This is a genomic window from Colwellia sp. TT2012 (genome assembly GCF_001440345.1).
Taxonomy (GTDB): Bacteria; Pseudomonadota; Gammaproteobacteria; order Enterobacterales; family Alteromonadaceae; genus Colwellia.
In genome coordinates this window covers 56,206-79,985 of sequence record NZ_LJYX01000014.1, presented here as the reverse complement: position 1 = coordinate 79,985, position 23,780 = coordinate 56,206, and the positions used below count along the sequence as shown (strand labels likewise).

The following is a 23,780-nucleotide window of genomic DNA, read 5'->3' as shown; positions in this document are numbered from 1 at the left end:
GCAAAGTCGATATAATAGCAAAATAGTGGCTAAGTCTAAAATTAAAGGCAATTTTTAATTTTCATTAATTATTGGCTCTGTCGTAGAACACTGGTGTCAATAATGTAACACACTGATTAAATGAAGGTGTTGCTGATGTGATAAGAGCGAGCTTCACAAGCATGAATGCTTGTGTGGAGCCCCATAGATGGGTTTATGCGTCTCGCTCGTTTACTCAACAACACCAAACTACAACATAGCCTAATTATTACCATGATCTCGACCAAGATATATGATGCAGTGATAGCTTTTAGCTTTATGTAGCGCGCTTTAGCAATAGCTTTGGTTAAATATTCATTCGCTGACTCTAGTGTTAATCTCTCACTCCTATGCAAACGAAATATATACTGAGAATTTATTGATGAAAAAAATGTTGTTGACTATTTTAGTTCTGTTAAGTCAAATCAAATGAGTTTTGCTGAGGAAGACGTTAAAGAATTACCGCCATTAGATCCTGCTTATATGGGCGTTCATGGTATGGTCTTAGTGAATCGGGGCTCTACTATTTATGCGTCTCATTTACCGCTTTATAGAAAACCTCATAATGTGCAATTACTGTATAAATTAGCTAACAAAGATTTGGCGATATTACAGACGATCAGAGATAGTCAATTCATTACCATTAAGCCCAAACCATTTAATTTACAACGCTTAATGCGTGGCGAGAAGATGGTTATACAAGCTGACTTATATGAAGGACATTTTGAGCGTGGTGGCATGTTAGTGTATGAAAATATTTCATTGTCTTTTGATAAGAAACTGTATGTTCGTACTTTGCATGACCTTAAGCCGGCAAGTAAAAATCAACAATATGATGTTGTTTCATTATCACAAAACTATAAACTGTATATTCATAAAATTCAGCAGGCACCAAGTTTTGCTCATATATTGGCTATTGATCTAGAAGCTGGCTGTTTTAACACCTCATCACCAGTACCAAAAGAAATTGAACTGCAATATAAATTTATAAATTTATAAATTGTGGCACGATAACGCCATTATATTTTGAAACTGAAGATTTTCAGGCTGATATATCTCAATAAACAACATGCCCATATTGGGCATACACAAGACAATCAAACGGACATGTACTATGGATAATCAAATTTATAGAAAGATTATTTATATCTGCTGACTGTAGGCTTTAGCGTATTATTTACGTTAATAGGTTTTTCATACAATGTTTGGCGTATGGAAGTCTCTGAAAATAATAATAATATTAGGACTGCTAGTTTTCATATTTTGCTAAATCTATTCTCTTTAGAACAGATAGTTTATGCCGCTTATTATGATAATGACATGAAAGCAGGTAACCCTAGAAAAGGGCGGATTACCGTCGGGCTAATAGGCGCTTTTGCTGTGCTTACTAATGATGAAGTTAAAAATAAAGCAAAAACACTCTATAATGTTTGGTCAGCTCATTGGCAGGAAATGCCAACTAACCAGCTGTCAGTAGATAAAATTGTAGAGGCTATAGATTCTGTTAGATATGAGATCAAGCTGGCACTAAGTTCACTTGCATAGTTCAGCCCTTAACTTGCCCAAAAGCCATGCTGTTCAGATTTCTTTCCTTAATGGCATCCTTTTGGTTTTCAATAAATATGCCATTTGAAGCAAACTACACTATTTACACGGTTTTTTTCACTGTACAATGGTATTAAACCAAACGGGTTAATACTCATCTATCTTAAACTTGCTGTATTTTACACGGTCAGCTAATCCTAAAAGAGTCGAATAATTTCATGAATCCATATACAGATACCGCCGAATTAATTGTAACCTTAGAGTCAGAAATAAAAGCACTTAGCAATACCATTGCCACCTTAAAGCAAGAGCCGAAAAGCTTTAATGAACAAGTTATCTTTAAGTATATTGATACCGCTAGTACAGGTAAAACTAAAGATTTTGTTAGATCATTAGGGGTGAAATCTGAGCGTGGTTCGCTATTTTCCTCGGGTGATGTCAGCAAGCTAATTAAAAGTGGTGCTGACGATATTTCACCGGAGTTACTGGTTATAGCGCGTGATGTAATGTATATGAAAAAGAAAAAACGCTAAGCGGAGTTTATCAACAACCGATTCAGCAATAAAATCAACAATCAAATTTTGATGAATATTTACTCACCTACCGGTAGGCTTTACTCTATGAATAATCGTTTTATCTCTGTGTTATCCGGGCTCTTTTTTGCTACATTAAGCTTTAATATTAGCCAAGCTTATGCTCAATCAGATAACTTTTCTGTGCAACAATTAGCACAAGTTGAACAGATAAAGTTGCAGGCTTTAGAAAGTGATCTTGCCTGGCGTTTAGTTGAGTCGTTAACGACTGAAGTAGGCCCGAGAATGCCAGGTACCCCAGGAGATAAAGCTGCGGTTGCTTGGGCAGTAGCCAAGTTTAAAGCCATGGGTTTTGACAAAGTATGGACAGAGCCGGCTACTTTTCCTAAATGGCTTCGCTACTCAGAGTCAGCCGCTATTGTTAGCCCAGCACCGCAAGCGCTTCATATAACAGCGCTAGGTAATAGTATAAGTACACCTAAAGCCGGTATTCAAGCACAAGTCATTGAATTTCAATCCTTAGCCGAATTAGAAAATGCGCCGGACAATGCGGCAAAAGGTAAAATTGTTTTTATAAATTATCGCATGAACCGTAATCGCGATGGCAATGGTTACGGCCCAGCGGTACAGGCACGTAGAGATGGCGCTGTTGTCGCAGCACAAAAAGGTGCTGTCGGTTATGTCATGCGCTCAGTAAGCACGGCTAATCACCGCTTTGCTCATACGGGTGGCAGTCATTATAAAGCAGGCGTTACCAAAATTGTTACTACTGCCATTTCAAATGCCGATGCGGATCAATTACATCGTTTAATTGCTTTAGATAAACCCGTTATTATCAATATTAAGGTACAAGCAAAATCGATGGGTGAGGGCACATCTTATAATGTTATTGCTGAATTTACTGGCAGTGAATACCCTGAACAGCATGTACTTATTGGTGGTCACTTAGACTCTTGGGATCTCGGCACAGGCGCATTAGATGATGGCGCCGGTGTTGCTATAACTATGGCTGCGGCAAAACTAGCCGTATCAAAAGGTAAACCTAAACGCAGTATTCGTGTGGTATTGTTTGCCGCAGAAGAATTTGGCTTATGGGGCGCGAAAGCTTATGTTAAAGCGAATAAAGCAAGCCTAGCCAATATAGTTGCGGCAGCAGAGTCAGACTTTGGTGCCGGTAAAATATGGGCATTTGATGCCAATGTTCACGTCAGTGTCTTGCCCTTGGTTAGTGATATTGCCGCTATGATGAAATCTCTTGATGTTGAGTACCTCGCTAAAAACTCAGCACGTGGCGGTCCAGATTTAATCCCATTTCGCCCGTTTAACATTCCAGCCTTTAGTTTATCGCAAGATGGTAGCGACTATTTTGATTATCATCACACCGCTGATGATACGCTGGATAAAATAGATCCGAAAAAGTTACGTCAAAATGTGGCAGTTTATGCGGTATTTGCCTATATGGCAGCTAACGCTAAAACGCGTATTCTTGGTAAGTAGTTAGGCTTAATAAAAAGTATGCCACGAAATCACTTAGACTATTGACAGTGAATAACGTGGCAGAGTCTCACTACGCTTAATATTAATTCATCCCCGGTAAAGCCTTTGTTAAGGCCTTAGGAAATTAAGGTATTTATGTTAACAGCAGATGAAACAAAGTTCTCAAATATGCTTTTAAGTCATGTGGAATTGTATGTAAAAGAGATTAACTTGATGGAAAATTTTATACTGAACATTTAGGGTTTGTTGTCACTGACAGAGGTATTGGAGCAAAAGCTATGGTCTTTTTAAGCCGCAGCCCTAAAGAACATCATCAAATTGTTTTAAATCCAAGACAGTCTCATCGTTCCATTGAGAGTCCTATAGATCATATACCTTTTAGAGTTGAGTCTATTTCAGCTTTAATAGGCTTTAATTCTGCGTTAAATCAAGCAACAAATATTAGTATTCAAACGGTTTCTCATGACTCTGCATGGTCAATTTATTTTAGAGATCCTGAAGGAAATCGTTTTGAAATATTCACTGATACTCCTTGGTATGTTAATCAGCCTTGTAAATTCGACATTAATCTTGAGCAAACGGATGAAGCTTTAATGCAATATACCCTAGACAAAATAAAAAACATGGCTGGTTTCTTGGCTGCTGAAGAATGGCATACAGCACACAAAGTAAATATGGAACACTAAGGGTAATCAATTTAAATATTACTTGCATAAACAAAGTGGATTATTGTTAAAGCCGTTTTGAATAAGCACTTAACTGCTACTTTTGGAGTTTATATGTCACATGAGATTTTAGTCGGCTTGAATGTTCTCGATGATCTTATCTATGAAGATTATCGAACCGCAATGAAGCCTATGCTTGCAGATTATCAAGGTCGTTTCGGTTATGACTTTAAAGTTTCTCAAGTATTGATTTCAGAAGGAAATACAGATATCAACAGAGTTTTTACCCTAAACTTTACTAACAAAGAAAAAATGGACGGATTTTTCTCTGATCCTCAATATCTACTCGTTAAAGAAAAGTTCTTTATAAAGTCCGTCGGTAGCGCAACTATAATCTCTAGCTATGAAAAATAGTGCTGAAGACAATGCAGTTTGGCAGTGAAGTGAAGGGCATAAAACACAGCGCTCAATTATTAGAATCATCGTTACCTTGGCTATTTGGCGATAAATAAATAGCTTTTATAAACCTAATCGCAACATGAAATAACGAGTAACATGTCACGCGAGTACGGCTCCGCTAAGTTTTATCTGTTATTCTATGCGCAGTTCATCTTTATTGTCTTTTAATCCTTGCTAAGGTCTTTATACCTATATGAATCGAAATGTTCTGCCGACACTTGTCGGGGTTTTCACCAGTTTATTTGCCATTTGGGCGTTACATACTTTTTTAATCGTTGACGATTGTTTAGATAATGGCGGCTCGTTTGATTACGCTACCGCTAAATGTTTACTTGAAAATGGTCAAACAGTTGAATCAACTCTCGCAACTATAGCCGTTGTACTTTATTTTGTTGTTGGCTTTGTCGTGTCATTCTTAGTTTCAAACTTAATAAGAAAGGTTTTTAAAATCAAAGCTAAATCATAGTGAAATGGAATATTATTAAGGCAACTAGATGCAACGTATCGTCGTTATTGGAGCTAGTTGTAGTGGTAAGTCGACTTTTTCAACAACAAGTAGAGCAGTACCTTAAAAATATATAAAAACCGAGAGCGATTATTGGCCCTCGGTTTTATTGCTGCTGTTATTGTTTTAGGGAAGGGTTCAGTTATGGGTTAGCTTGTAATGTTAGCGTTAAAGCAGAAACTGCTTGGTAACCATAAACATCAAGATACCAAGTCCCTGCTGCTGGAGCGGTGAAACTACAACTTTCAGTATTACCATCTAGATAAGGACGACAATCATGAAGAGTCGACGTTGATTGCGCGCCATGTCGAATGTACAAATCTGCATCACCAGTACCGCCAGAAATGTTAATGGTCATATTTGCATAACCTGCAGGTAATACTTGGGTATAATGTTGCCATTGCCCCTGAGATAGCGAGATATTATGGTGTATATCATTGATAGGCTCATTACCACCTGTTGTGTCACCATTGGTATAACTGCCGGTTAAACTAACGCCACTAATAGCACTCCATGCTTCAACCATGACATGGTAAGTGCCCGTTTGCACATTAGTAATGGTACACGTTTCAGTATTACCGCTGGAAGTACTCTTACAATCTTGTACTGATAAGCTAGGTTTTGCCTCGAATTTAACAAATAAATCCGCATCACCGGTACCGCCTGAAGTGTTAAAGCTAAGTTCTGTTGCTCCGGCTGGTACTTCTAGTGTATAAAATATTTGTTGTTTGGCGGTACCAACTATACCTGTTTTAGCAACTCCATTTTGTAACTCATACGCTGGCTTTGTCGTATCACCTGAACAGGCATCCGTATTGCCCACACCTACAGCGCCCCAAGCACATTCTACCGCTGCTTTTTCCGTTGCGCCGTAAAGATCTTGTGCTGCCTGTGCAGTTGCAGTTCTTGCTCCAGAAAAGTTAGTATTTTGGTTCATGTACGTAGTTAATGCGCGATAGAAAATATTTTCCGATTTAGCCATACCTATACTAGGAACTTGCGCTGTTGATTTATTACGAGGATGAGTACCACCATCGACTAAGAGTACATATGCTAAGTTAGCTATACCAGAATTACCATGGACACCACCTTGGTCATTACCATTGTTTGGGTTACTTACATAGGGGATACGCTCAGGCCACCAATCTTTTGAATAGCCATCTTTTGTCGGGTTATTCATATAGCGAAAAGCCTTCCCCGGTTGGTTATTATAAAGGTCATCACCTAACAACCAAGTAGAAGTGGTAATGCCATTTTTATACGCTTCAGCGGAAAGACCTAAAATATCAGACCATGCTTCATTAAGTGCACCTGAGGCGTTTGCGTAAACTAATCTAGCAGTATTACCTGTCACACCATGCGTTAATTCATGACCGATAATGTCAAAATCAGCGGTAAAGTCGTTCATACCATTTGATGCTTGGCCATACATCATTTGAGTACCGGTCCAATAGGCATTAGCAACGCCCATATCAACACTCGAAATCATGGTCATGCCGTTATTATCTAATGAGTCTCTGCCAAATTTACTCTGGTAGTAATCATAAACTATTGCCGCGCCATCATGTGCTCGTTGCGCTGCAGCATTACCGCCACAACTTTGATTATTTGTGCATAACAAAGTTCCAGGTGCCGAATTCGCTGAGCCGCCATTAAGGGTATAAGTGCGCCAATTCTTTGCTGAATGTATCTGTGGTTCACGAGTTAACACTTCAAATGAATTGGCATCAAAATAGATAAAGTCACGACCAAAGTCATCATTACCATAATCCCAAGATACTTCTAATCGATAAGCTAATTTGGTTTCTTCCGTTAAAGGTAAATATATATAAGCTAACTCTGCAGTGTCAGAGGTATTACCAATGATTTTTGCTGCCGCGAGGGCTTTTTTAGCACCGGTATTGTTACTATTGCTACTCATTATAGACATGGTGTTATTATCACTATTATGTGCTAAACGCCCAGTTAAGCCATAAATCGTACTGCTAGCATTACCGTTGCTAAAAGCACTGACATTCGGGGTTGCATGAATAATCATACTGGTGCCATAAACCTTAAGCCCATTAATGGTCTGATCAAAATGAGTGTGACTTGTGCCAAGTTCATCAATCCATTGCCTATGTATTTTAAAATTCTCATTTCCTTGCGCGCCAAATACACTTTGGCTAGTAATAATGTCTTTTAATGCCTGTACTGCAGAGCTGGCGGTCATGTTACCAAGATCACCAGTAACAAATGAAGGTACGCCATTTGCTGTTTGGTTTTTGATATTCATCGACGTTACTGTCGTTGCTGAGACATTCATGGTTGAGGCAATAAGTGCTGCGCCGACCATTATGGATAACTTAGTAACTTTATTATTTTTATACATTTGATACTCCATAAGTTTATTGTTCATTGAAAGTCATGTATTTCAACGAGTTTTTTTAAATAGTTATTTCCTTTAATTTTTAATCATCAGTTTTTGCTGACTATTTCAAAGTAGCATCAATTGGCACAAGTTAACAAAGTGTTAATTAATGGTTAATTTTTGATCTTCTTCGTTGTTGTAAATAAATATGTACGATAATGTATTGACTATTGTATACATAGATAAAGTGATTATTAATCAATCACATGGTGCTGCGGAAATAATGTTGCATATTGACTGCTTATGCATAAATAACAAATAAAAAATAAATTTACAAACTAATTTAAACTGGTTTTAGACCAAAACTATTAAGATTTATTGAAGATAAATTGATGGGATAATTAATAATAGTGCTGAAATATTACTTTTTAAGGCTAAATATTTTGCACTTTTATTGATTAATATTTATGTAAGGTGTTTTTAGCTAGTTTTGTCAATTCAACAAATTCAACGGTAGTGCTACTGATATTACTTGGGTTTTGTCCACTCACCAAAGCAATGATGGTAATAGATGAAGCGTTAGCATTTTTTGAAGTCACGATTAATGAGACCAGTTTTCGCCATTGACAGCCGGCGAAGCCACATACACCACCCAAGTCCATCTGGTTGTATTTCACCCAGTTTTGCGATAAAGGTTTATTTGATAAAAATTCAATTATTCTAGGGTGCATCTTGACGGCATTAATCGCAATGTCTTCAGCAAATAAGGTATTAGAAAATAACAGTAATAACATGATAAAAGGTTTCATAATGGCTCCAGCCGCTTTGTTTCCCACATGATACACAATAGAAACATTTAATTAACAAATCTACTTTTAATAGCTTATTAAAAGGTTATCAGTCTAATTAAACTTACCTCCGTTGGTAATTAGCCGATGATTTTTAGCTTAAAACACGGCCAAGTTTGCTAATAAGTAAGCATTATATATCTTAGGATAATGAATCATTCAATAAACTCATGCTAGCGGCTAACAGGTCCTTTAATTACCAAGTCAGCCAACTTTTACAAAAGAAAATGAATGTTTGTCGGGTCTATTAAGCTATACCCTTTTATTTAGTTCAGGAATGCCCCTTGCTACGCAGTTTTGCTATTCAAGCCATTATTTTTTTAGTGGCCTTTCAACTCATTTCTTTTTTACGAGAAACCAGTATGTTGGCGACAGATACGCCGCTAAGCGAAGTGGTCAGCTCTAATCAAAGTATCAATATTGATAAGGTACCGACTTTGATGGGCGAGACAGTGTCATTAAATGCCCAAGGCAAGACCACCATTTTGTATTTCTTTGCGCCTTGGTGTCAGGTCTGCCATGCCAGCATAGGTAATTTGCAAGCCTTGTATGAAAAGAATGAGCAGCTTGAGGTTATCGCCATTGCCATGGACTTTACCAGTAATAAAGAGGTTATGGCGTTTACGAGCAAACATCACTTAACTTTCCCTATTGCTTTGGGTAATGAAGCGATAAAACAAATTTTTGAAATCAGCGGATATCCCAGTTATTACGTTTTAAGTGAAGAAAATGTGATTATTGGTAAATCTATGGGATATTCTTCAGAGTTAGGGCTTTATTTACGTTCATTGTAAAATATTTTGGCGGAATCTATATAGTGATCTGCTAGCCGTTTGTGTACACTGTCTTATTCAATTATTCATTGGCGCTAGACCGTGTAAATTAAGCCAAGCAAATTAAGAAATAATTATTATGCAAATTACAGACAATTTCGACAGCGGTAACATCCGTGTTATTGATGCATCTGATGCGAGCAATATTCAACTAGAAATAAAAAAAGACAACCAGTCTGATTTTTACCAATGGTTTCACTTTAAACTGCAAACCGACTTAAACGCTAATGGCGAACGTCTAGAGCATGTTATGCATTTAAATAATGCCGGTAAATCAGCTTATACAGAAGGCTGGGAAGATTATCAAGCGGTTGCCTCTTATGACCGTGAACATTGGTTTCGTGTACCAACGCAATATGATGGTGAAAAACTTACTATCACCTTAACGCCTGAATATGACTCAGTATATTTCGCCTATTTTGCCCCCTATAGTTATGAACGCCACCAAGACTTGGTTCATAACGCGCAAATGCACCTTGATTGTCAGTTACAAGTGCTCGGACAAACCCTTGATGGTCGTGACATGACCTTATTAAAAATCGGTGAAGAGGGTGAGGGCAAACGTAAGATTTGGATCACTGCTCGTCAACATCCGGGTGAAACCATGGCTGAATGGTTTGTCGAAGGCATGTTAGAGCGATTACTTGATGAAGATGACGGTGTTGGTCGTGCTTTATTAAACAAAACCGTATTCTATATTGTGCCTAATATGAATCCAGATGGCAGTGTCCGTGGTAATTTACGTACCAATGCTTGTGGCGCCAATCTTAACCGTGAATGGTTAGAGCCAACCATGGAACGCAGCCCAGAAGTTTTCCTCGTTCGTAAAAAGATGCTTGAAGTCGGTGTTGATATGTTCTTAGACGTTCATGGTGATGAAGCCCTACCAGTAAACTTTGTTGCTGGCTGTGAAGGTGTTGTTAATTACGATGCCCGCCATAAAGCACTTGAAGATAAATTTAAAAAATTCATGGTAGCTCTCACGCCAGAGTTCCAAGATGAGCGCGGTTATGATAAAGATGAACCAGGTAAAGCATTACCAACGGTAGGCACTAACTGGGTTGGTAATCAATTTAAGTGTTTAGCTTATACCATTGAAATGCCATTTAAAGATAATGACCTGTTACCTGATTACAGCGTCGGTTGGTCTGATGAACGCAGTAGTTTGTTAGGACGAGACTTCTTAACAGGCGTGTACCACATGGTAGACGACTTACGTTAATCTGTAATAACTGATAAAGCCATAGGCGAATTTCTTAATACCACGTTTATTAAGGTCTTCGCCTTTTCTTTATTCAAGGGAATAGTTTATGACTAAGGGGTTTAGTCATAAATAAAAAAATAATAATATACAATATGAAGAAATCGCTAAATAAAATAATAACAATCAAAGGAGTTAACTGTGCAAGATCTTGTCAATAGTATCAATGCCATCATTTGGAGCCCAGCGCTTATATACTTGTGTTTAGGTACAGGTTTATTTTTCTCAATAATCACCCGTTTTGTCCAAGTACGTCAATTTAAAGAAATGATTCGCTTATTGCTTTCGGGTAAAAGCTCAGAGAAGGGCATTTCATCATTTCAAGCGCTAGCCGTATCGTTATCGGGTCGTGTTGGTACCGGTAATATTGCCGGTGTTGCTGCTGCCATTGGTTTTGGTGGCCCGGGGGCCGTTTTTTGGATGTGGGTAGTAGCTTTTTTTGGCGCCGCCACCGCTTACATTGAATCAACTAACGCACAAATTTATAAAGAAGAAGAAGACGGGGTCTACCGTGGTGGTCCAGCGTATTATATTGAAAAAGCCATGGGACAAAAATGGTATGCGTGGATATTTGCTATTTCAACTATCGTTGCGTGTGGGGTGTTATTACCCGTAGTTCAATCTAACGGTATTGGTGATGCCTTGGTTAATGTCTTTGGTACCGGCGGCACAGTACCTTCATTTTTAGGTGATATTGCCTTAACTAAAGTTTATGCCGCGACCTTTATTGTGTTAATCCTAGGTTTTATCATTTTTGGTGGTGTTAAACGCATCGCCAACTTTACTCAAATTGTTGTGCCATTTATGGCGTTAGCTTATATCATTATTGCTTGTGTTGTTATTGGTATGCACATTGATATTTTACCGAGTATTTTTATGTCAATCATCACTGATGCTTTCACACCTATGGCGGGTTTTGGTGCTGCAATTGGTTGGGGCGTTAAACGTGGTGTTTATTCAAATGAAGCAGGTCAGGGCACAGGTCCACATGCTGCCGCTGCTGCCGAAGTTGAACATCCGGCACAACAAGGTTTAGTACAAGCATTTTCGGTTTATATTGACACCTTATTTGTTTGTTCGGCAACCGCTTTTATGATTTTAATTACTCAGTCTTATAATGTAATGATCCCTGGAGAAATATACAATCTGATGCCTGAAGGTAGTAGTCCTTTTATCGTGCAACATCTTGCCGCCGATATAGTGATTAGCGGCCCAGCATTTACTCAGATTGCAGTGGATAGTGTGTTAACCGGTTTCGGTAAACCTTTTATTGCCATTGCGTTATTTTTCTTTGCTTTTACCACCATACTTGCTTATTACTTTATTGCCGAAAACAATGTTTCTTATATCAACAGAACCATTAAAATCCCAGCCTTACGGTTTGTATTAAAAGTCATTCTTATGTCGGCGGTATTTTATGGCACAGTAGCTCAGCCAAGTGCGGCTTGGGGCATGGGTGATATTGGTGTTGGTTTGATGGCTTGGCTTAATATTATTGGTATTCTTATTATCTTCTTTATGGCAAAACCGGCGATAAAGGCGTTAAAGGATTATGAAGCACAACAAAAAGCAGGAGTTAAAAACTTTACCTTCGATCCGAAAAAGTTAGGCATTACCAATGCTACTTTTTGGGAAGAGCGTTTTGCTAAAGCGCAAAGTGAAAGCAAGGCGCAAGTCTCAAGTAAAGAAAGTGAAAGTTAACTGCTCTGAGTTGACTCATCTGAACTGGACGAACTCAACTCATTAATAAAGAAAAGCCGCTCCTTATTGAGCGGCTTTTTTATGTGTGATGATTTGGCTCTGTTGTAGTCTAGTATTGCTGAGTAAACAAGCGAGACGCGTACACGCTCATATTTTAATTAATAATACCATTTAGCATAAAGAAGTGATTAGAGAATGCAGACGGTACAGGAGTCCCTGATTAGATAATGCAGGAGCAATTATCCTGAGCATATTCTCCTGAACAACCATTATTTCATCACAGCGCCTTGAATTGAAATTGCTCAAGCACTCTGAAACATGCCTCTTGAATGGTAACGGGTATAAGACGGCATGGGCGACATTAGAACAATTAAAATAGGCGTAGTTATAAGTTATTCTACATCAAGCCTTTTGTTCTCTGCGTAGTGAAATAGCACAACAGGTCAGGTATACTAAGCAACATTCCAGCGAATTTCTGGTAAAGGCCTTTTCTAAAGGCACTTGCCAGTCATCGATATATACATTGCATGAGTAGTTAAATGGCCGTTATTAATTGTCCGGGTTGTTCGAAAAAAATATCTGATAAAGCAAAAGCCTGTAATCACTGTAACATGGATTTATCCGGTCTTGATGCCGGTAAAATTGCCAATCTTAATCGAGTTGACTTGATTAATAAAACCCAACGCTTAATGAACTACTCATTTATCGCCATGCTGTTATTTTGTGGTGGTTTCTTATTTATGTTTTGGGAAAGTGTTGAATTAGGTAGCTGGCAACATGACTTAGCTATTGCCAGTACCATGCTCGGTTTTGTTCTCTACATAATCATCCGCTGTATGTTGCTCTTCACCAAGCATAAAACAAACTAGGCTGTGCTAAGGCAGAACGAATAAAGCACAATAACTAAATAATTATCTATTAATACTACTTAGATTTCGGAATTCTGATGGACTTACTTAACACCATAGACGCTATGTCAAATGACATGTATTTACGCTTAAAATGTGCTGCGGAAACGGGCAAGTGGCCTGAGGGTACTGTGGTTGACAAAGCCCAGCGCGCTACGGCTTTACAATTAAGTATGGCCTATCAAGCTAGGCACCTAGAAAGTGATCAAATGCTTACCATAGGTCCTGATGGTCATATAGTTGAAAAAAACAAACGCCAGTTAAAAGCCGAATTCTCTGGTTATAAGCCAGAAGAAAAAGTTAAAAGCTGTAGTAAACCAACCCAAGCGGACATCGCTTATTTCAGTAACCATGAGCTTTAAGTATGTACTTAAATTTCATTGTTATTCTCCAACGAAATGAAACCAAATAAACTATGATTTTCTCCTCCTTTTTTAAAACAAAAGCCAATTGGCAACATAAAGATGCAGCGGTACGTATCACGGCCATTAATAGTGAGTTATCCGTGGAAAACAGCGAACAACTGGCTATTTTAACCGATCTCATTCAACAAGATATCAGTGATTTAGTGCGCCGTGCAGCCTTGATTAAAGTGGCTTCTTTTGACTGTTACCTAGAAGCGAGCCATCATAACTCTCAAGCGAAAGTAAAACAATTTGCCGGTAAACAAGTTCATGATATTTTAGCGAGCGATCACAAGATTGTGCTTTGCGCTGAGATGAAACAGAATATATTAGCTAAACAAGCGCAAAGTCCTATACTTGGCACCGCTCTATTAGAAGCATGGCTAGCCCACGAACAAGACAGTGCAATTATGATTACGCTTTATCAACAAATTAGTGCCCGTAAAACATCTACGCATTTATTAAGTCATAGCTTTAGTCAAAAACAAAATCCTGAGTTTCAAACTTACTTACTTAGCCAAGTTGATGACAGCAAAGTATTAGAGAAACTGAGTAAAAAAGCTTGTAATGAGCTTTTAGCTCAACAGATTCAAGATAAGCTAACCGCTATCCAAACTGCTGTTGAAAAACCACAAAAGTTATCCAAACAAATACAACTTGTGTTAGCGAAATTACAAGCGCTAAAAGATGTTGCAGACTATGGTGAATATAAAAAGCGTAAGTCACGGTTAATCGATGAATGGCAAGTACTTGAGCCTGAACATGAAGTTTTTAGTGCCGAAGAACGCACCATTTTTAATGATAAGTACCAAGGTATAATAAGCCATCTGGAAAAATTGTTTATCACCAAAGCTGAAAGTTATCAGCAAAAAATTATTATCGATAAACTAGCCCATGATAAACAGCGAGACAAAAAAGCTTTTACCCAACAGCTTAATCACATTAGCCAAGCGATAACAACGGCAGTATTTTCAAGTGATAATCTGGATGAAGAACAATTTTTAGGCTCGCTCGGTCAGATAAATACAGCTATTGAAGCCTCGGCTCTGAATAAAGACGAGCAACAAGTCTTTATCTTACAAGTTAAGCAATTAACTAAACGTTTAGGTCAAATACCTGAGATTGCCGAGTCGGTTAGCCAAGCGACGAATTTAATCTCTAAAATATCGCAACTTACTTTGCCGACATCATTGCAAGAGTTAAATTCTCGTCAAGAAACCTATCATGACTGGCTAAAAACATGGCGTTTAATCGAACAAAAAACGGCGGGCATTTTGCCTGAGTCTATTGTGCAAGCGCAAAAACAAATAGTCAGTACTTGGCAAGGGGGGTTAAAACCCTTACAAAGTCAGCAAAAAGAATTGTTTTTTGTGCATAAGAAAAAACTACAAGATATAAAACGTCTACTTAACAATGGTAAATTTAAGGTTTGCTTTGGTTTATTTAAGGGCGTAAAAGAGAATATTGACCAGTTAACCGCACAGCAAAAGCAACAACTGCAACGTGATTTTGACCAAGTTAGCGAAAAAATGACTGAGCTTAGCGATTGGGAACACTATATCGCCACGCCACGTAAGCAAGAATTATTACTAGCAGTGCAAGCACTGGTTGATACACCGCTTGATAATCCAAATGAACAAGCCAAAAAAGTTAAAGCCTACCGCAGCACATGGAATTCGTTGGGTCATGCCGATGAAGATATTGATAAACAATTGAATGAGCAGTTTAACCAACATTGTGAACAAGCTTTTGCCCCTTGTCGATTATTCTATGCTGAGCAAGATAAAATACGTCAGCAGCATTTAGCACAACGCCAACAAATATTGAAAAAAGCAGATCTTCTCGTCGTTGAATTAAGTGAAACACAAGCGAGCCAAACTGTCGATTTTAAGAAAGTAGACGGTAAGTTGAATTCCTTACAACAGTTATGGAATAACGCGGGTGATGTTGACCGTAACCAGTATAAAAAATTACAACAGCAATTTAAAGATGCGATATCACCGATAAAAGCGGCGATAAGTGACTTTCATGCCGCTAACGCTACAGAAAAAAAAGCACTGATCGTTACAGCGCAAACGCTACTGGTTAGTGAAGATGTGCTTGTTGCCATTGAATCGGCTAAAAAACTACAACAAAAGTGGCGTTGTGTTGGCTTTGCTGGCAATCACCAAGAGAGTCAACTGTGGCAACAATTCCGTCACGTTAACGATGAGTTATTTGCTAAAAGAAAAGCATTAAAATCAGAGCAACAAGCGGTGTTATCTAATCAACAGCAAGCATATGATGAAAAAGTGTCAACAATAGCAGAGTCACTTATTTCATTCACTGATCAAGCAGCTAATAAAGAAGTAGAGCCAGACAATAAGCAAAGCCTACAAGACATTGAGCAACAGGCCGAAGCGCTACTTACCGAAGTTATAGCTAATAAACCCGTTATTAAAGTCGTGGTGGCTCGTCTTGAAAAAATCATCAAACAAGTTGCGCAATTAATTAAAAGTAATAGACAAGTTAATAAACAACAAGGTTGGTTAAACTTGTTTGAGTTAATGTCTTTACAGGCTCAAAGCAATCAAGATGTTGAGGCTTTAACTGCGTCGGCTATGGTTAATAAACTAAGTAGCTTTTGGCAAAAACGTTGGCAAGAGCATGTTAAGTTATCAGAGCAAGTTAAAGGTGGTCATCGCTTTGATAAGACTTTAGAAATTGAAATACTTGGCAAAAGTGAATCGCCAGCAGCACTTAGCGAACAGCGTATGAAAGTTCAAGTACAATTAATGCAAGAGCAAATGCTTTCTGGTAGCGATATTGACCTCAGTAAATTACTGGTCGATTGGTTGATGTTGGGTATCCTTACGGAAGGTGATTTACCGTTAATTGCACGATTAAAAGCCATTTATTGCCAATTGGGATAATGGGCAATAAACCCAGAAAGTTGCTGAACTAAGGGAAAGCCAAAGCATAAAATTAAAAATCAGTGTTACTCATTAATGAGGAACACTGTTTTTTTAACAGTCAATTTATATCCCGATAGGATATAGCAGTAACTTCACTTGTTATAATCCCCAGTAAAATCAATGTTATTCATTTCCGTCTTTGTGACTAACACCTAGGCTAGCTATTTATTGACTTTAATCATAATAGTAGGAGAAACAGCTAGGTACCCCAATATAAAGTTGTTTTCGAGCTTCTTAAAAGATAAATACCGTGCTAAATTAAATTTGTTTATAAAGCCAGTTCCTTGTCCGCACTAATTTAATCGACTTGACATAACTACTGTTTAAGGAAGTTTTATGAAAATAATCTATCCTTTACTTTGCCTATTTTTACTATCGTCCTGTGTTTATTATGGCGTGCAGCGAGACTTTGGTGGCGACCCATCGGCACCGTGTACTAATGGTTCAAGTAAACAAAATGCACAATGTAAAGCAGAATTAAAAGCGGTTAATAGTGAAATAGCTAAGACAGTTAAGTAGTCATTAATAACATAATAAAAAACATTGTTTTAAAATATTTACCAGGGGTTTATATGATAAGGGCTGTACAAGAGCAAGATGCTCAAGTCATTAGCGATATTTATAATCATTATATTACAAATACTGTGATCACCTTTGAAGAAGAGCCGCTTAGCTCACAAGATATCAGTAACCGTATGAGGACAATTGAGTCCGCTGATTTACCTTGGCTTGTTAGCCTAGATAAATCAGGGCAAGTCTTGGGTTATGCTTATGCCAGTAAATGGCGGGATCGTTACTCCTATCGATTTTCAGTTGAAGTCACTGTCTATTTATCGCCAGAGCATGCGGGCAAAGGCTTGGGTAGCCAATTGTATCAAGCCTTATTTAATGAGCTAAAAGACAAAAACATCCACAGTGTTATCGGGGGGATCACTTTACCCAATGCGGTTAGTGTTGCTGTGCATGAAAAGTTTGCCATGAAAAAAGTTGCTCACTTTAAAGACGAGGGTTTTAAATTCAATCAGTGGTTAGATGTTGGTTATTGGCAGGGCACACTCTAGTCTTCACTTTTAGTGACCTGTGATTAAGTGGCTGTGTTTTATTTAGCTGTTGCCAACATCGTAACCTATTGATTTTACAGTGAGTGTTGGTGATGTGATAAAATCGAGCTTCACAAGCATGGATGCTTGTGCAGAGCCCCATGGATGGGTTTATGCGTCTCGCTTGTTTACTCACCCACACTAAACTACAAAAGAACCGATTAAGTACAGGTAATTAATCGATAATTCAGCTAATCAAGCAATAAAAATGTATAAGGTACTTCTCATGATGTTGAAAACCATACCGTCAAAAAAACTACTGCTCTCAGGCGTCGCTCTCAGTGTATTATTAGCACTGCCAAATGTCTTTGCTCAAGCAGAGGTTAAAATTAACGACCAGAGCACTACCGACGTTAGCGCCAAAGAAGCGCCAGAAAAATGGTCTGTTAATGAGCCACAAGGTGAGTTTACCACCGCCAAAATCGACGTTCGCTCAGGGACTTGGATGAATGTTGATTTAAGCCCTGATGGCAAAACCATAGTTTTTGATTTACTTGGTGATATTTATACTATGCCTGCCTCAGGTGGTGAAGCGAAAGCATTAATGACTGATATTGCTTGGCAAATGCAACCACGCTTTAGCCCAGATGGTAAATATATAGCCTTTACTTCTGATGAAGATGGTGGCGATAATTTATGGATAATGCAAGCCGATGGCAGTAATGCTAAAGCGGTAAGCACAGAAAAATTTCGTTTATTAAACAGTCCAGCATGGTCACCCGATGGTAATTACCTGGTTGGCCGTAAACATTATACCGGAACACGTTCCTTGGGCGCAGGTGAAGTGTGGATGTACCATAAGTCGGGTGGTAATGGCGTTATGTTAACCAAACGCCCCAATGAGCAAAAAGATTTAGGTGAGCCAGCGTTCTCTCATGATGGTAAATATGTCTATTTCTCCCAAGATGCTACCCCGGGTAAAACCTTCCATTATTCTAAAGACTCGGAAAAGGGCATTTATAAAATTAAACGTCTAGAGCTTGAAACCGGTGACATAAAAGTCATCGTTTCAGGTAAAGGCGGCGCGATCAGACCAACGCTGTCACCGGATGGTAAGTACCTAGCCTTTATTAGTCGTGATGATTTTCAATCAAACTTATACCTATATGATCTTAAAAGTGGCGCACACACTAAAATTTATGATGGTTTAGACCGTGATATGCAAGAAACATGGGCTATTCATGGTGTTTATCCAACGATGGCTTGGACCCCAGAAAGTGATGCCTTAATTTTCTGGGCGGGTGGTAAAATAAATAAACTATCACTTGCGAGCAAAAAAGCTAAAGTGATTGAATTTCATGTAAAAACAGAAAAGAAAATCCAAATAGCACTACGTTTTACTCAAGACTTAGATAAAAAGATATTTGATACCAAGATGTTACGTGATGTAAAAATATCGCCAAATGGTAAAAAGGTTGTTTTTGAATCCATGGGGCATATTTATATAAAAACCCTACCAAACGGTAAACCTAAGCGTTTAACTAAACAAAAAAGTCAGTTTGAATTAAATCCAAGTTTTTCACGTGACGGCAGAAAAATTGTTTATGTCAGTTGGGATGATAAAAAACTTGGCCAAGTACGCGTGGTGTCTAGTCGGGGTGGTAAAGGTAAAATCATTACGCGTGAGCCAGGAAAATACGTTGAGCCAAGCTTTTCACCCGACGGTAAAACCATTGTTTATCGTAAAGTGAGTGGTGGCAATATTATCGATCCTACTTGGGGCTTAAACCCTGGTATTTATGCAGTATCAGCCAAGGGTGGTAAGGCTAAACTTGTCACCGAAAGCGGTTTACAACCACACTTTGGCGCACGAAATGATCGTATCTATGTAACGCGTAACGGAGAAAAACCCCATATTGCTCGTATTGATTTAGATGGTCAGCATGATACCAAGTTATATCAAGGTGAGTTTTCTTCAGAATACCGGGTCTCACCCGACGGTAAATACCTTGCTTTTGCCGAGCGCTTTAAAGTATTTGTTACCCCCTTGGTAGAGCTTGGTGATGTTATAGATATTGGTCCTAAAGCAAAAAACTTACCGGTAGAGCAGTTATCAATTCGTGCTGGTGAAGGTATTAATTGGAATGGTAAATCTAACGAGATTTATTGGAGTCTAGGTGCTGATTTATACCAAAGCTCAGTGCAAGGTTTATTTGATATCAGTGCTAAGGTTAGTGAGCAAGAAAAAGATCAACAGGCGGATAAGACCGCTAGCCAAGTTAAAAACAAAGTTAAAGTCACTCATTTAAGTTATCAGCAAAAAGTAGATATTCCATCAGGTCGCGTTGCCTTTGTTGGTGGTACTGTTATCACTATGGACGGAGAGCAAGTGATTGAAAATGGCGTTGTTCTGGTCGAGGGCAACAAAATTAAAGCGGTGGGTACAAAAGCACAAGTTAACATCCCCACTGATGCTTATATCATTGATATAACGGGCAAGACGATTATGCCTGGGTTAATCGACGCCCATGCCCATGGCTCACAAGGCAGTAATGAAATTATTCCCCAGCAAAACTGGAAAAACTATGCCGGATTAGCGCTAGGGGTAACCAGTATTCATGATCCTTCAAACGACACCACAGAGTTCTTTGCCGCTAGTGAAATGCAAAAAGCCGGTAAGATAGTCGCCCCACGTTTATTCTCTACTGGCGCTATTTTATATGGAGCTACTATTCCTGGCTATACTTCCCATGTGGACAGTCTTGACGATGCTAAATTTCACGTTGAACGGTTAAAAGCGGCCGGGGCTTTTAGTGTCAAAAGTTATAATCAACCACGCCGTGACCAACGCCAACAATTTATTCAAGCCGCACGTGAATTAGAAATGATGGTTGTGCCAGAAGGTGGCTCATTATTACAACATAACTTAACCATGGTAGTTGATGGCCATACTACGTTAGAACATTCAATTGCTACGGCTAAAATTTATGATGATATCAAGCAGTTATGGTCACAATCAAACATGGCTTATACACCAACCATGGGGGTTGCTTATGGTGGTATTTCCGGTGAACATTATTGGTACGATACCACCAATGTTTGGCAGCATCCGCGTTTAAGTAAATATGTGCCGAGTGAAGTTTTAGATCCACGCGCTATGCGTCGACCAAAAGCGCCGCTTCATCATTATAATCATTTCAATGTCGCTAAAGTGGCGAAAGAAATGCAAGACTTAGGCATTGAAGTTAACGCTGGTGGTCACGGCCAACGTGAAGGTTTAGCCATGCACTGGGAAATGTGGATGATGGTACAGGGTGGTATGACCCCACTGCAAGCCATTCGTACCGCAACTATTTCACCGGCAAAATCGCTTGGTTTGGATAAAGACTTAGGCTCACTCACCGTGGGTAAACTTGCCGATATGATTGTTATTGATGGCGATGTCAGGAATGACATTCGCTTAAGTGATAAGGTTACCCATACCATGATTAATGGTCGTTTATATAACGCTGAAACCATGAATGAAATAGGTAACTATGATAATAAGCGTGAAAAATTCTATTTTGAAGATAAGTAGTGAGATTGTTTATTTGGTAGAATTTAACACTTAAACCTGCACCTTCAACTAGCTTGGGGATAAAATAATAAAGTCAGCAAACAGATGTGCTGGCTTTTTATTTTAATCAACATAAAGAGTTAACCATTACCCTCATTAAAAGGAAATTAACGGGTGAAAGATACTTTACAAGAAAAAATTATCGCCGTATGTGATAAAAAAATCGCCCAGAAAGGCACTAATGTCGGTTTATCATTTTATGCCTTCTTTGCTAACAAAAATGATGATGCTGAGTTATTGATGGAAGCGGCAACCTGGTGGATTATCACCCATAAGCTTGATCACTTTGAAAAAGCATTAAAAATTAAAGCGTTAGTAATGTCTGAGCGCTAGCTGAGGCTGCTAATCATGGCTTAGGTTTAATTGCGTGTCACGGGACATTTTAGCAAAGAGTAGTGCAGCAATTACCTTAAAATGAGTCTTGTCATCAAAATACCCTTTTAGCGTCATATTATCGTCATAAAACGTGCGTATTCTTTTTACACAGTTAGTCATGAAAAAATGACGTCTTAATTCAACGCTGTGTTCGGAGTATATATAATGACAAACAAAGTGATACTTATTGTTCTTGATGGTTTAGCGTTTAAAGTTGCCGAGCAATGCATGGGATTTATTCAGGCATTAAAGGAGCAAAAACGGGCTACACTTTACAAGGTACAATGTGAATTACCCTCAATGTCTCGTCCACTATACGAGACTATCCTAACGGGGGTGACACCCGCAATTAGCGGCATAGTGCACAACCAAGTGATACGGAATTCCAACCAAAAAAGTGTTTTTAGCTTGGCTCGCGCAGCGGGGTTGTCAACTGCTGCTGCTGCCTTTCATTGGTTTAGCGAACTGTATAATCAAAGCCCTTACAATGCGATACGCGACCGCCATACCGTAGATACCGAACAACTCATTCAATATGGTTCTTTTTATCATGATGGGCAATACCCTGATGGTCACTTGTACCTGGATGCTGAATTATTACGCCGCCGCTATAACCCTGACTTTCTCTTGATTCATCCGATGAGTATTGATGAAGCGGGTCATCGGTCTGGACTTGATAGTTCTCATTACCGCAACACCACCCGCAAATCAGACAAAGAGCTATCCGAATACCTGCCAATTTGGATTGAAGCCGGTTACCAAATTATAATTACCGCAGATCATGGTATGAATAATGATAAAAGCCATGGCGGATCTTTAGCCGAAGAACGAGATATTCCCTTATATGTTATTGGCGACCGTTTCTCTCACCAAGCAGGTTGCACACCAAAACAAACCGATATTTGTGGTGTCATTTGTGAACTTTTGGGCATCCTCGATCATAATAAATCGGTGACTGAAAATTTATTGCTAAATGAAGGCTATCACCGATTAGAACAAACAATCATTAGGGCTGTTTGCTAAGGTTTCCTTGCTAAAAAAGGCTAAGACGTACTATTACCTTAGTATTATTTACTTTTACCTCACTATTTTACCCAGGGTCCGTACTTAGACTTTCTGGGTAAAATTAAAACAGCAACATGTTTATTTTAGTCAATTAAAATTTAGACGGATTATTTATTTGTTGCAGGAAATAATAATGAAAATAGAGATAATTACCACACCAAATCAAAAATTAAAAGAAACTGGTTTTGGCAGTATTAATGCTTGCGAGGGCGTGTTGTCAGCCATACGAAAAATGGGCCATACTGTACAACTAACAGTCTGTAAAACAATGGCTGATTTAGATAATGTCATCGACAGAAGTCCAGATTTAGTCGTGCTGGCCGTTAAATATATTCCTATCGATAATGATGGTGATATTTGGTTATCTGAATATTTTATGAGGCATAAAGTTAATTTTACTGGTTCATTAAGGAATATATTGGAATTTGACTCAAATAAAGTGCTAGCTAAAACCATTTTACAAAATAAAGGCATTGTTACCGCCAAATATTTTACTACGGTACCGGGTAAGTACCGTAGTGAAAATGAATTACCGATTAAATTTCCTTTGTTCTTGAAACCCATAGATGCAGCCAATGGTAATGGTATTGACGATTCATCATGGGTGGTAAATTTTTCAGAATTTGAAGCTAAGGTTTTATCACTATATACGTTATTTTCTCAGCCTATACTGGTTGAAGAATATTTGGACGGTCGAGAATTTACAGTGGCCATAATAAGTAAATCTAATGGCGAATTCATTGTTGCTCCCATTGAAATTATTCCACCTGAATCAAAAAATGGCCTGAGAATTTTAGGGCATAAAGTGAAAAATGATAATAGCGAAGCATTGAAAAAAATTGATAATAATCAAATGTTAAATAAAGTGAAGCAACTTGCTCTTAATTCTTTTATTAACCTTGGCATAAGAGATTTTGCACGAATAGACATTAAATCAAACAAAAATGGTGAGTGTTTTTTTATGGAGGCTAATCTTGTTCCAGGCTTGACTCCAGATTCTAGTTATTTTCCAAAATCATGTGAAATAGAATTTGGCTTAAGCTATGATAAAGTAATCCAATTAATGTTAGATAATGCGCTTTATCGAGCTCAGGTATTCCCCACGGTAAGCCAGTTAATAACACCGCAAATAATGGCAGAGCAGGTCTCAGGCTTTTAGTTGATAATATCAGCTAGAATGGCGATAAATTATTGAACTATTGC

General features: G+C 38.4%; 21 protein-coding genes. 19 read left to right on the top strand and 2 right to left on the bottom strand.

What is annotated here, in order from left to right:
- Nucleotides 1-447 precede the first annotated feature (447 nt).
- The 7 genes from ASU03_RS08360 (at nucleotide 448) to ASU03_RS08330 (ending at nucleotide 5,183) form a co-directional block, all read left to right on the top strand.
- Complete coding sequence (locus ASU03_RS08360) at nucleotides 448-1,017, top strand: hypothetical protein (protein ID WP_231731536.1); 570 nt, start codon at nucleotides 448-450, stop codon at nucleotides 1,015-1,017.
- A 213-nt stretch (nucleotides 1,018-1,230) separates the two neighbouring features.
- Nucleotides 1,231-1,563 (top strand): hypothetical protein, encoded by a 333-nt coding sequence (locus ASU03_RS08355; RefSeq protein ID WP_231731535.1) that lies wholly within the window; start codon nucleotides 1,231-1,233, stop codon nucleotides 1,561-1,563.
- A 218-nt stretch (nucleotides 1,564-1,781) separates the two neighbouring features.
- Entirely contained in the window at nucleotides 1,782-2,096 is a 315-nt protein-coding gene (locus tag ASU03_RS08350; protein WP_057831408.1) for a hypothetical protein, read from the top strand.
- A gap of 87 nt (nucleotides 2,097-2,183) precedes the next feature.
- A complete protein-coding gene (locus ASU03_RS08345) occupies nucleotides 2,184-3,593 on the top strand; it encodes a M20/M25/M40 family metallo-hydrolase (protein ID WP_057831407.1) in 1,410 nt (469 codons plus the stop codon).
- Nucleotides 3,594-3,871: 278 nt separating this feature from the next.
- Nucleotides 3,872-4,279 carry a VOC family protein gene (locus tag ASU03_RS08340; protein ID WP_231731534.1) on the top strand — a complete coding sequence of 136 codons (408 nt, stop codon included), beginning with the start codon at nucleotides 3,872-3,874 and terminating at the stop codon, nucleotides 4,277-4,279.
- Between the two features lie 93 nt (nucleotides 4,280-4,372).
- Nucleotides 4,373-4,672 (top strand): DUF1330 domain-containing protein, encoded by a 300-nt coding sequence (locus tag ASU03_RS08335; protein ID WP_057831406.1) that lies wholly within the window; start codon nucleotides 4,373-4,375, stop codon nucleotides 4,670-4,672.
- A 238-nt stretch (nucleotides 4,673-4,910) separates the two neighbouring features.
- Nucleotides 4,911-5,183 (top strand): hypothetical protein, encoded by a 273-nt coding sequence (locus ASU03_RS08330; RefSeq protein WP_057831405.1) that lies wholly within the window; start codon nucleotides 4,911-4,913, stop codon nucleotides 5,181-5,183.
- A gap of 181 nt (nucleotides 5,184-5,364) precedes the next feature.
- Here ASU03_RS08330 and ASU03_RS08325 read toward each other — a convergent pair whose 3' ends face one another.
- Complete coding sequence (locus ASU03_RS08325) at nucleotides 5,365-7,593, bottom strand: M4 family metallopeptidase (protein WP_057831404.1); 2,229 nt, start codon at nucleotides 7,591-7,593, stop codon at nucleotides 5,365-5,367.
- 437 nt (nucleotides 7,594-8,030) lie between these two features.
- Entirely contained in the window at nucleotides 8,031-8,381 is a 351-nt protein-coding gene (locus ASU03_RS08320; protein WP_057831403.1) for a hypothetical protein, read from the bottom strand.
- Between the two features lie 323 nt (nucleotides 8,382-8,704).
- Between ASU03_RS08320 and ASU03_RS08315 the strand changes: the two genes are divergently transcribed.
- From ASU03_RS08315 to ASU03_RS08260, 12 genes are all read left to right on the top strand, one after another.
- Complete coding sequence (locus tag ASU03_RS08315) at nucleotides 8,705-9,214, top strand: TlpA family protein disulfide reductase (protein ID WP_057831402.1); 510 nt, start codon at nucleotides 8,705-8,707, stop codon at nucleotides 9,212-9,214.
- Between the two features lie 118 nt (nucleotides 9,215-9,332).
- Nucleotides 9,333-10,475 (top strand): M14 family metallopeptidase, encoded by a 1,143-nt coding sequence (locus ASU03_RS08310; RefSeq protein ID WP_057831401.1) that lies wholly within the window; start codon nucleotides 9,333-9,335, stop codon nucleotides 10,473-10,475.
- 180 nt (nucleotides 10,476-10,655) lie between these two features.
- The gene (locus tag ASU03_RS08305; protein ID WP_057831400.1) at nucleotides 10,656-12,215 is read left to right on the top strand and encodes an alanine/glycine:cation symporter family protein; all 1,560 of its coding nucleotides are present in this window, start codon (nucleotides 10,656-10,658) and stop codon (nucleotides 12,213-12,215) included.
- A gap of 539 nt (nucleotides 12,216-12,754) precedes the next feature.
- Nucleotides 12,755-13,084 carry a hypothetical protein gene (locus ASU03_RS08300; protein ID WP_057831399.1) on the top strand — a complete coding sequence of 110 codons (330 nt, stop codon included), beginning with the start codon at nucleotides 12,755-12,757 and terminating at the stop codon, nucleotides 13,082-13,084.
- A gap of 77 nt (nucleotides 13,085-13,161) precedes the next feature.
- On the top strand, nucleotides 13,162-13,485 hold the full coding sequence (locus ASU03_RS08295) for a YeaC family protein (protein ID WP_057831398.1): 324 nt from the start codon (nucleotides 13,162-13,164) through the stop codon (nucleotides 13,483-13,485).
- Nucleotides 13,486-13,538: 53 nt separating this feature from the next.
- Nucleotides 13,539-16,439: a DUF349 domain-containing protein gene (locus ASU03_RS08290; protein WP_057831397.1), complete on the top strand. Its 2,901-nt coding sequence runs from the start codon at nucleotides 13,539-13,541 to the stop codon at nucleotides 16,437-16,439.
- 378 nt (nucleotides 16,440-16,817) lie between these two features.
- The gene (locus ASU03_RS08285; RefSeq protein ID WP_057181025.1) at nucleotides 16,818-17,000 is read left to right on the top strand and encodes a hypothetical protein; all 183 of its coding nucleotides are present in this window, start codon (nucleotides 16,818-16,820) and stop codon (nucleotides 16,998-17,000) included.
- 53 nt (nucleotides 17,001-17,053) lie between these two features.
- Nucleotides 17,054-17,542, top strand: a complete 489-nt coding sequence (locus ASU03_RS08280) for a GNAT family N-acetyltransferase (protein ID WP_057831396.1) — start codon at nucleotides 17,054-17,056, stop codon at nucleotides 17,540-17,542.
- Between the two features lie 268 nt (nucleotides 17,543-17,810).
- Nucleotides 17,811-21,098 (top strand): amidohydrolase family protein, encoded by a 3,288-nt coding sequence (locus ASU03_RS08275; protein ID WP_057831432.1) that lies wholly within the window; start codon nucleotides 17,811-17,813, stop codon nucleotides 21,096-21,098.
- Between the two features lie 153 nt (nucleotides 21,099-21,251).
- Nucleotides 21,252-21,470: a DUF6500 family protein gene (locus tag ASU03_RS08270; protein WP_057831395.1), complete on the top strand. Its 219-nt coding sequence runs from the start codon at nucleotides 21,252-21,254 to the stop codon at nucleotides 21,468-21,470.
- Between the two features lie 207 nt (nucleotides 21,471-21,677).
- Nucleotides 21,678-22,535, top strand: a complete 858-nt coding sequence (locus tag ASU03_RS08265; protein WP_057831394.1) for an alkaline phosphatase family protein — start codon at nucleotides 21,678-21,680, stop codon at nucleotides 22,533-22,535.
- A 175-nt stretch (nucleotides 22,536-22,710) separates the two neighbouring features.
- Complete coding sequence (locus tag ASU03_RS08260) at nucleotides 22,711-23,736, top strand: D-alanine--D-alanine ligase (protein ID WP_057831393.1); 1,026 nt, start codon at nucleotides 22,711-22,713, stop codon at nucleotides 23,734-23,736.
- Nucleotides 23,737-23,780: the final 44 nt, after the last annotated feature.

What these genes read in the sequence shown, in the direction of transcription:
- ASU03_RS08360 (WP_231731536.1), top strand. Translation starts at nt 448, where the DNA reads ATGAGTTTTGCTGAGGAAGACGTTAAAGAATTACCGCCATTAGATCCT.
- ASU03_RS08355 (WP_231731535.1), top strand. Translation starts at nt 1,231, where the DNA reads ATGGAAGTCTCTGAAAATAATAATAATATTAGGACTGCTAGTTTTCAT.
- ASU03_RS08350 (WP_057831408.1), top strand. Translation starts at nt 1,782, where the DNA reads ATGAATCCATATACAGATACCGCCGAATTAATTGTAACCTTAGAGTCA.
- ASU03_RS08345 (WP_057831407.1), top strand. Translation starts at nt 2,184, where the DNA reads ATGAATAATCGTTTTATCTCTGTGTTATCCGGGCTCTTTTTTGCTACA.
- ASU03_RS08340 (WP_231731534.1), top strand. Translation starts at nt 3,872, where the DNA reads ATGGTCTTTTTAAGCCGCAGCCCTAAAGAACATCATCAAATTGTTTTA.
- ASU03_RS08335 (WP_057831406.1), top strand. Translation starts at nt 4,373, where the DNA reads ATGTCACATGAGATTTTAGTCGGCTTGAATGTTCTCGATGATCTTATC.
- ASU03_RS08330 (WP_057831405.1), top strand. Translation starts at nt 4,911, where the DNA reads ATGAATCGAAATGTTCTGCCGACACTTGTCGGGGTTTTCACCAGTTTA.
- ASU03_RS08325 (WP_057831404.1), bottom strand. Translation starts at nt 7,593, where the DNA reads ATGTATAAAAATAATAAAGTTACTAAGTTATCCATAATGGTCGGCGCA.
- ASU03_RS08320 (WP_057831403.1), bottom strand. Translation starts at nt 8,381, where the DNA reads ATGAAACCTTTTATCATGTTATTACTGTTATTTTCTAATACCTTATTT.
- ASU03_RS08310 (WP_057831401.1), top strand. Translation starts at nt 9,333, where the DNA reads ATGCAAATTACAGACAATTTCGACAGCGGTAACATCCGTGTTATTGAT.
- ASU03_RS08300 (WP_057831399.1), top strand. Translation starts at nt 12,755, where the DNA reads ATGGCCGTTATTAATTGTCCGGGTTGTTCGAAAAAAATATCTGATAAA.
- ASU03_RS08295 (WP_057831398.1), top strand. Translation starts at nt 13,162, where the DNA reads ATGGACTTACTTAACACCATAGACGCTATGTCAAATGACATGTATTTA.
- ASU03_RS08290 (WP_057831397.1), top strand. Translation starts at nt 13,539, where the DNA reads ATGATTTTCTCCTCCTTTTTTAAAACAAAAGCCAATTGGCAACATAAA.
- ASU03_RS08285 (WP_057181025.1), top strand. Translation starts at nt 16,818, where the DNA reads ATGAAAATAATCTATCCTTTACTTTGCCTATTTTTACTATCGTCCTGT.
- ASU03_RS08280 (WP_057831396.1), top strand. Translation starts at nt 17,054, where the DNA reads ATGATAAGGGCTGTACAAGAGCAAGATGCTCAAGTCATTAGCGATATT.
- ASU03_RS08275 (WP_057831432.1), top strand. Translation starts at nt 17,811, where the DNA reads ATGTTGAAAACCATACCGTCAAAAAAACTACTGCTCTCAGGCGTCGCT.
- ASU03_RS08265 (WP_057831394.1), top strand. Translation starts at nt 21,678, where the DNA reads ATGACAAACAAAGTGATACTTATTGTTCTTGATGGTTTAGCGTTTAAA.
- ASU03_RS08260 (WP_057831393.1), top strand. Translation starts at nt 22,711, where the DNA reads ATGAAAATAGAGATAATTACCACACCAAATCAAAAATTAAAAGAAACT.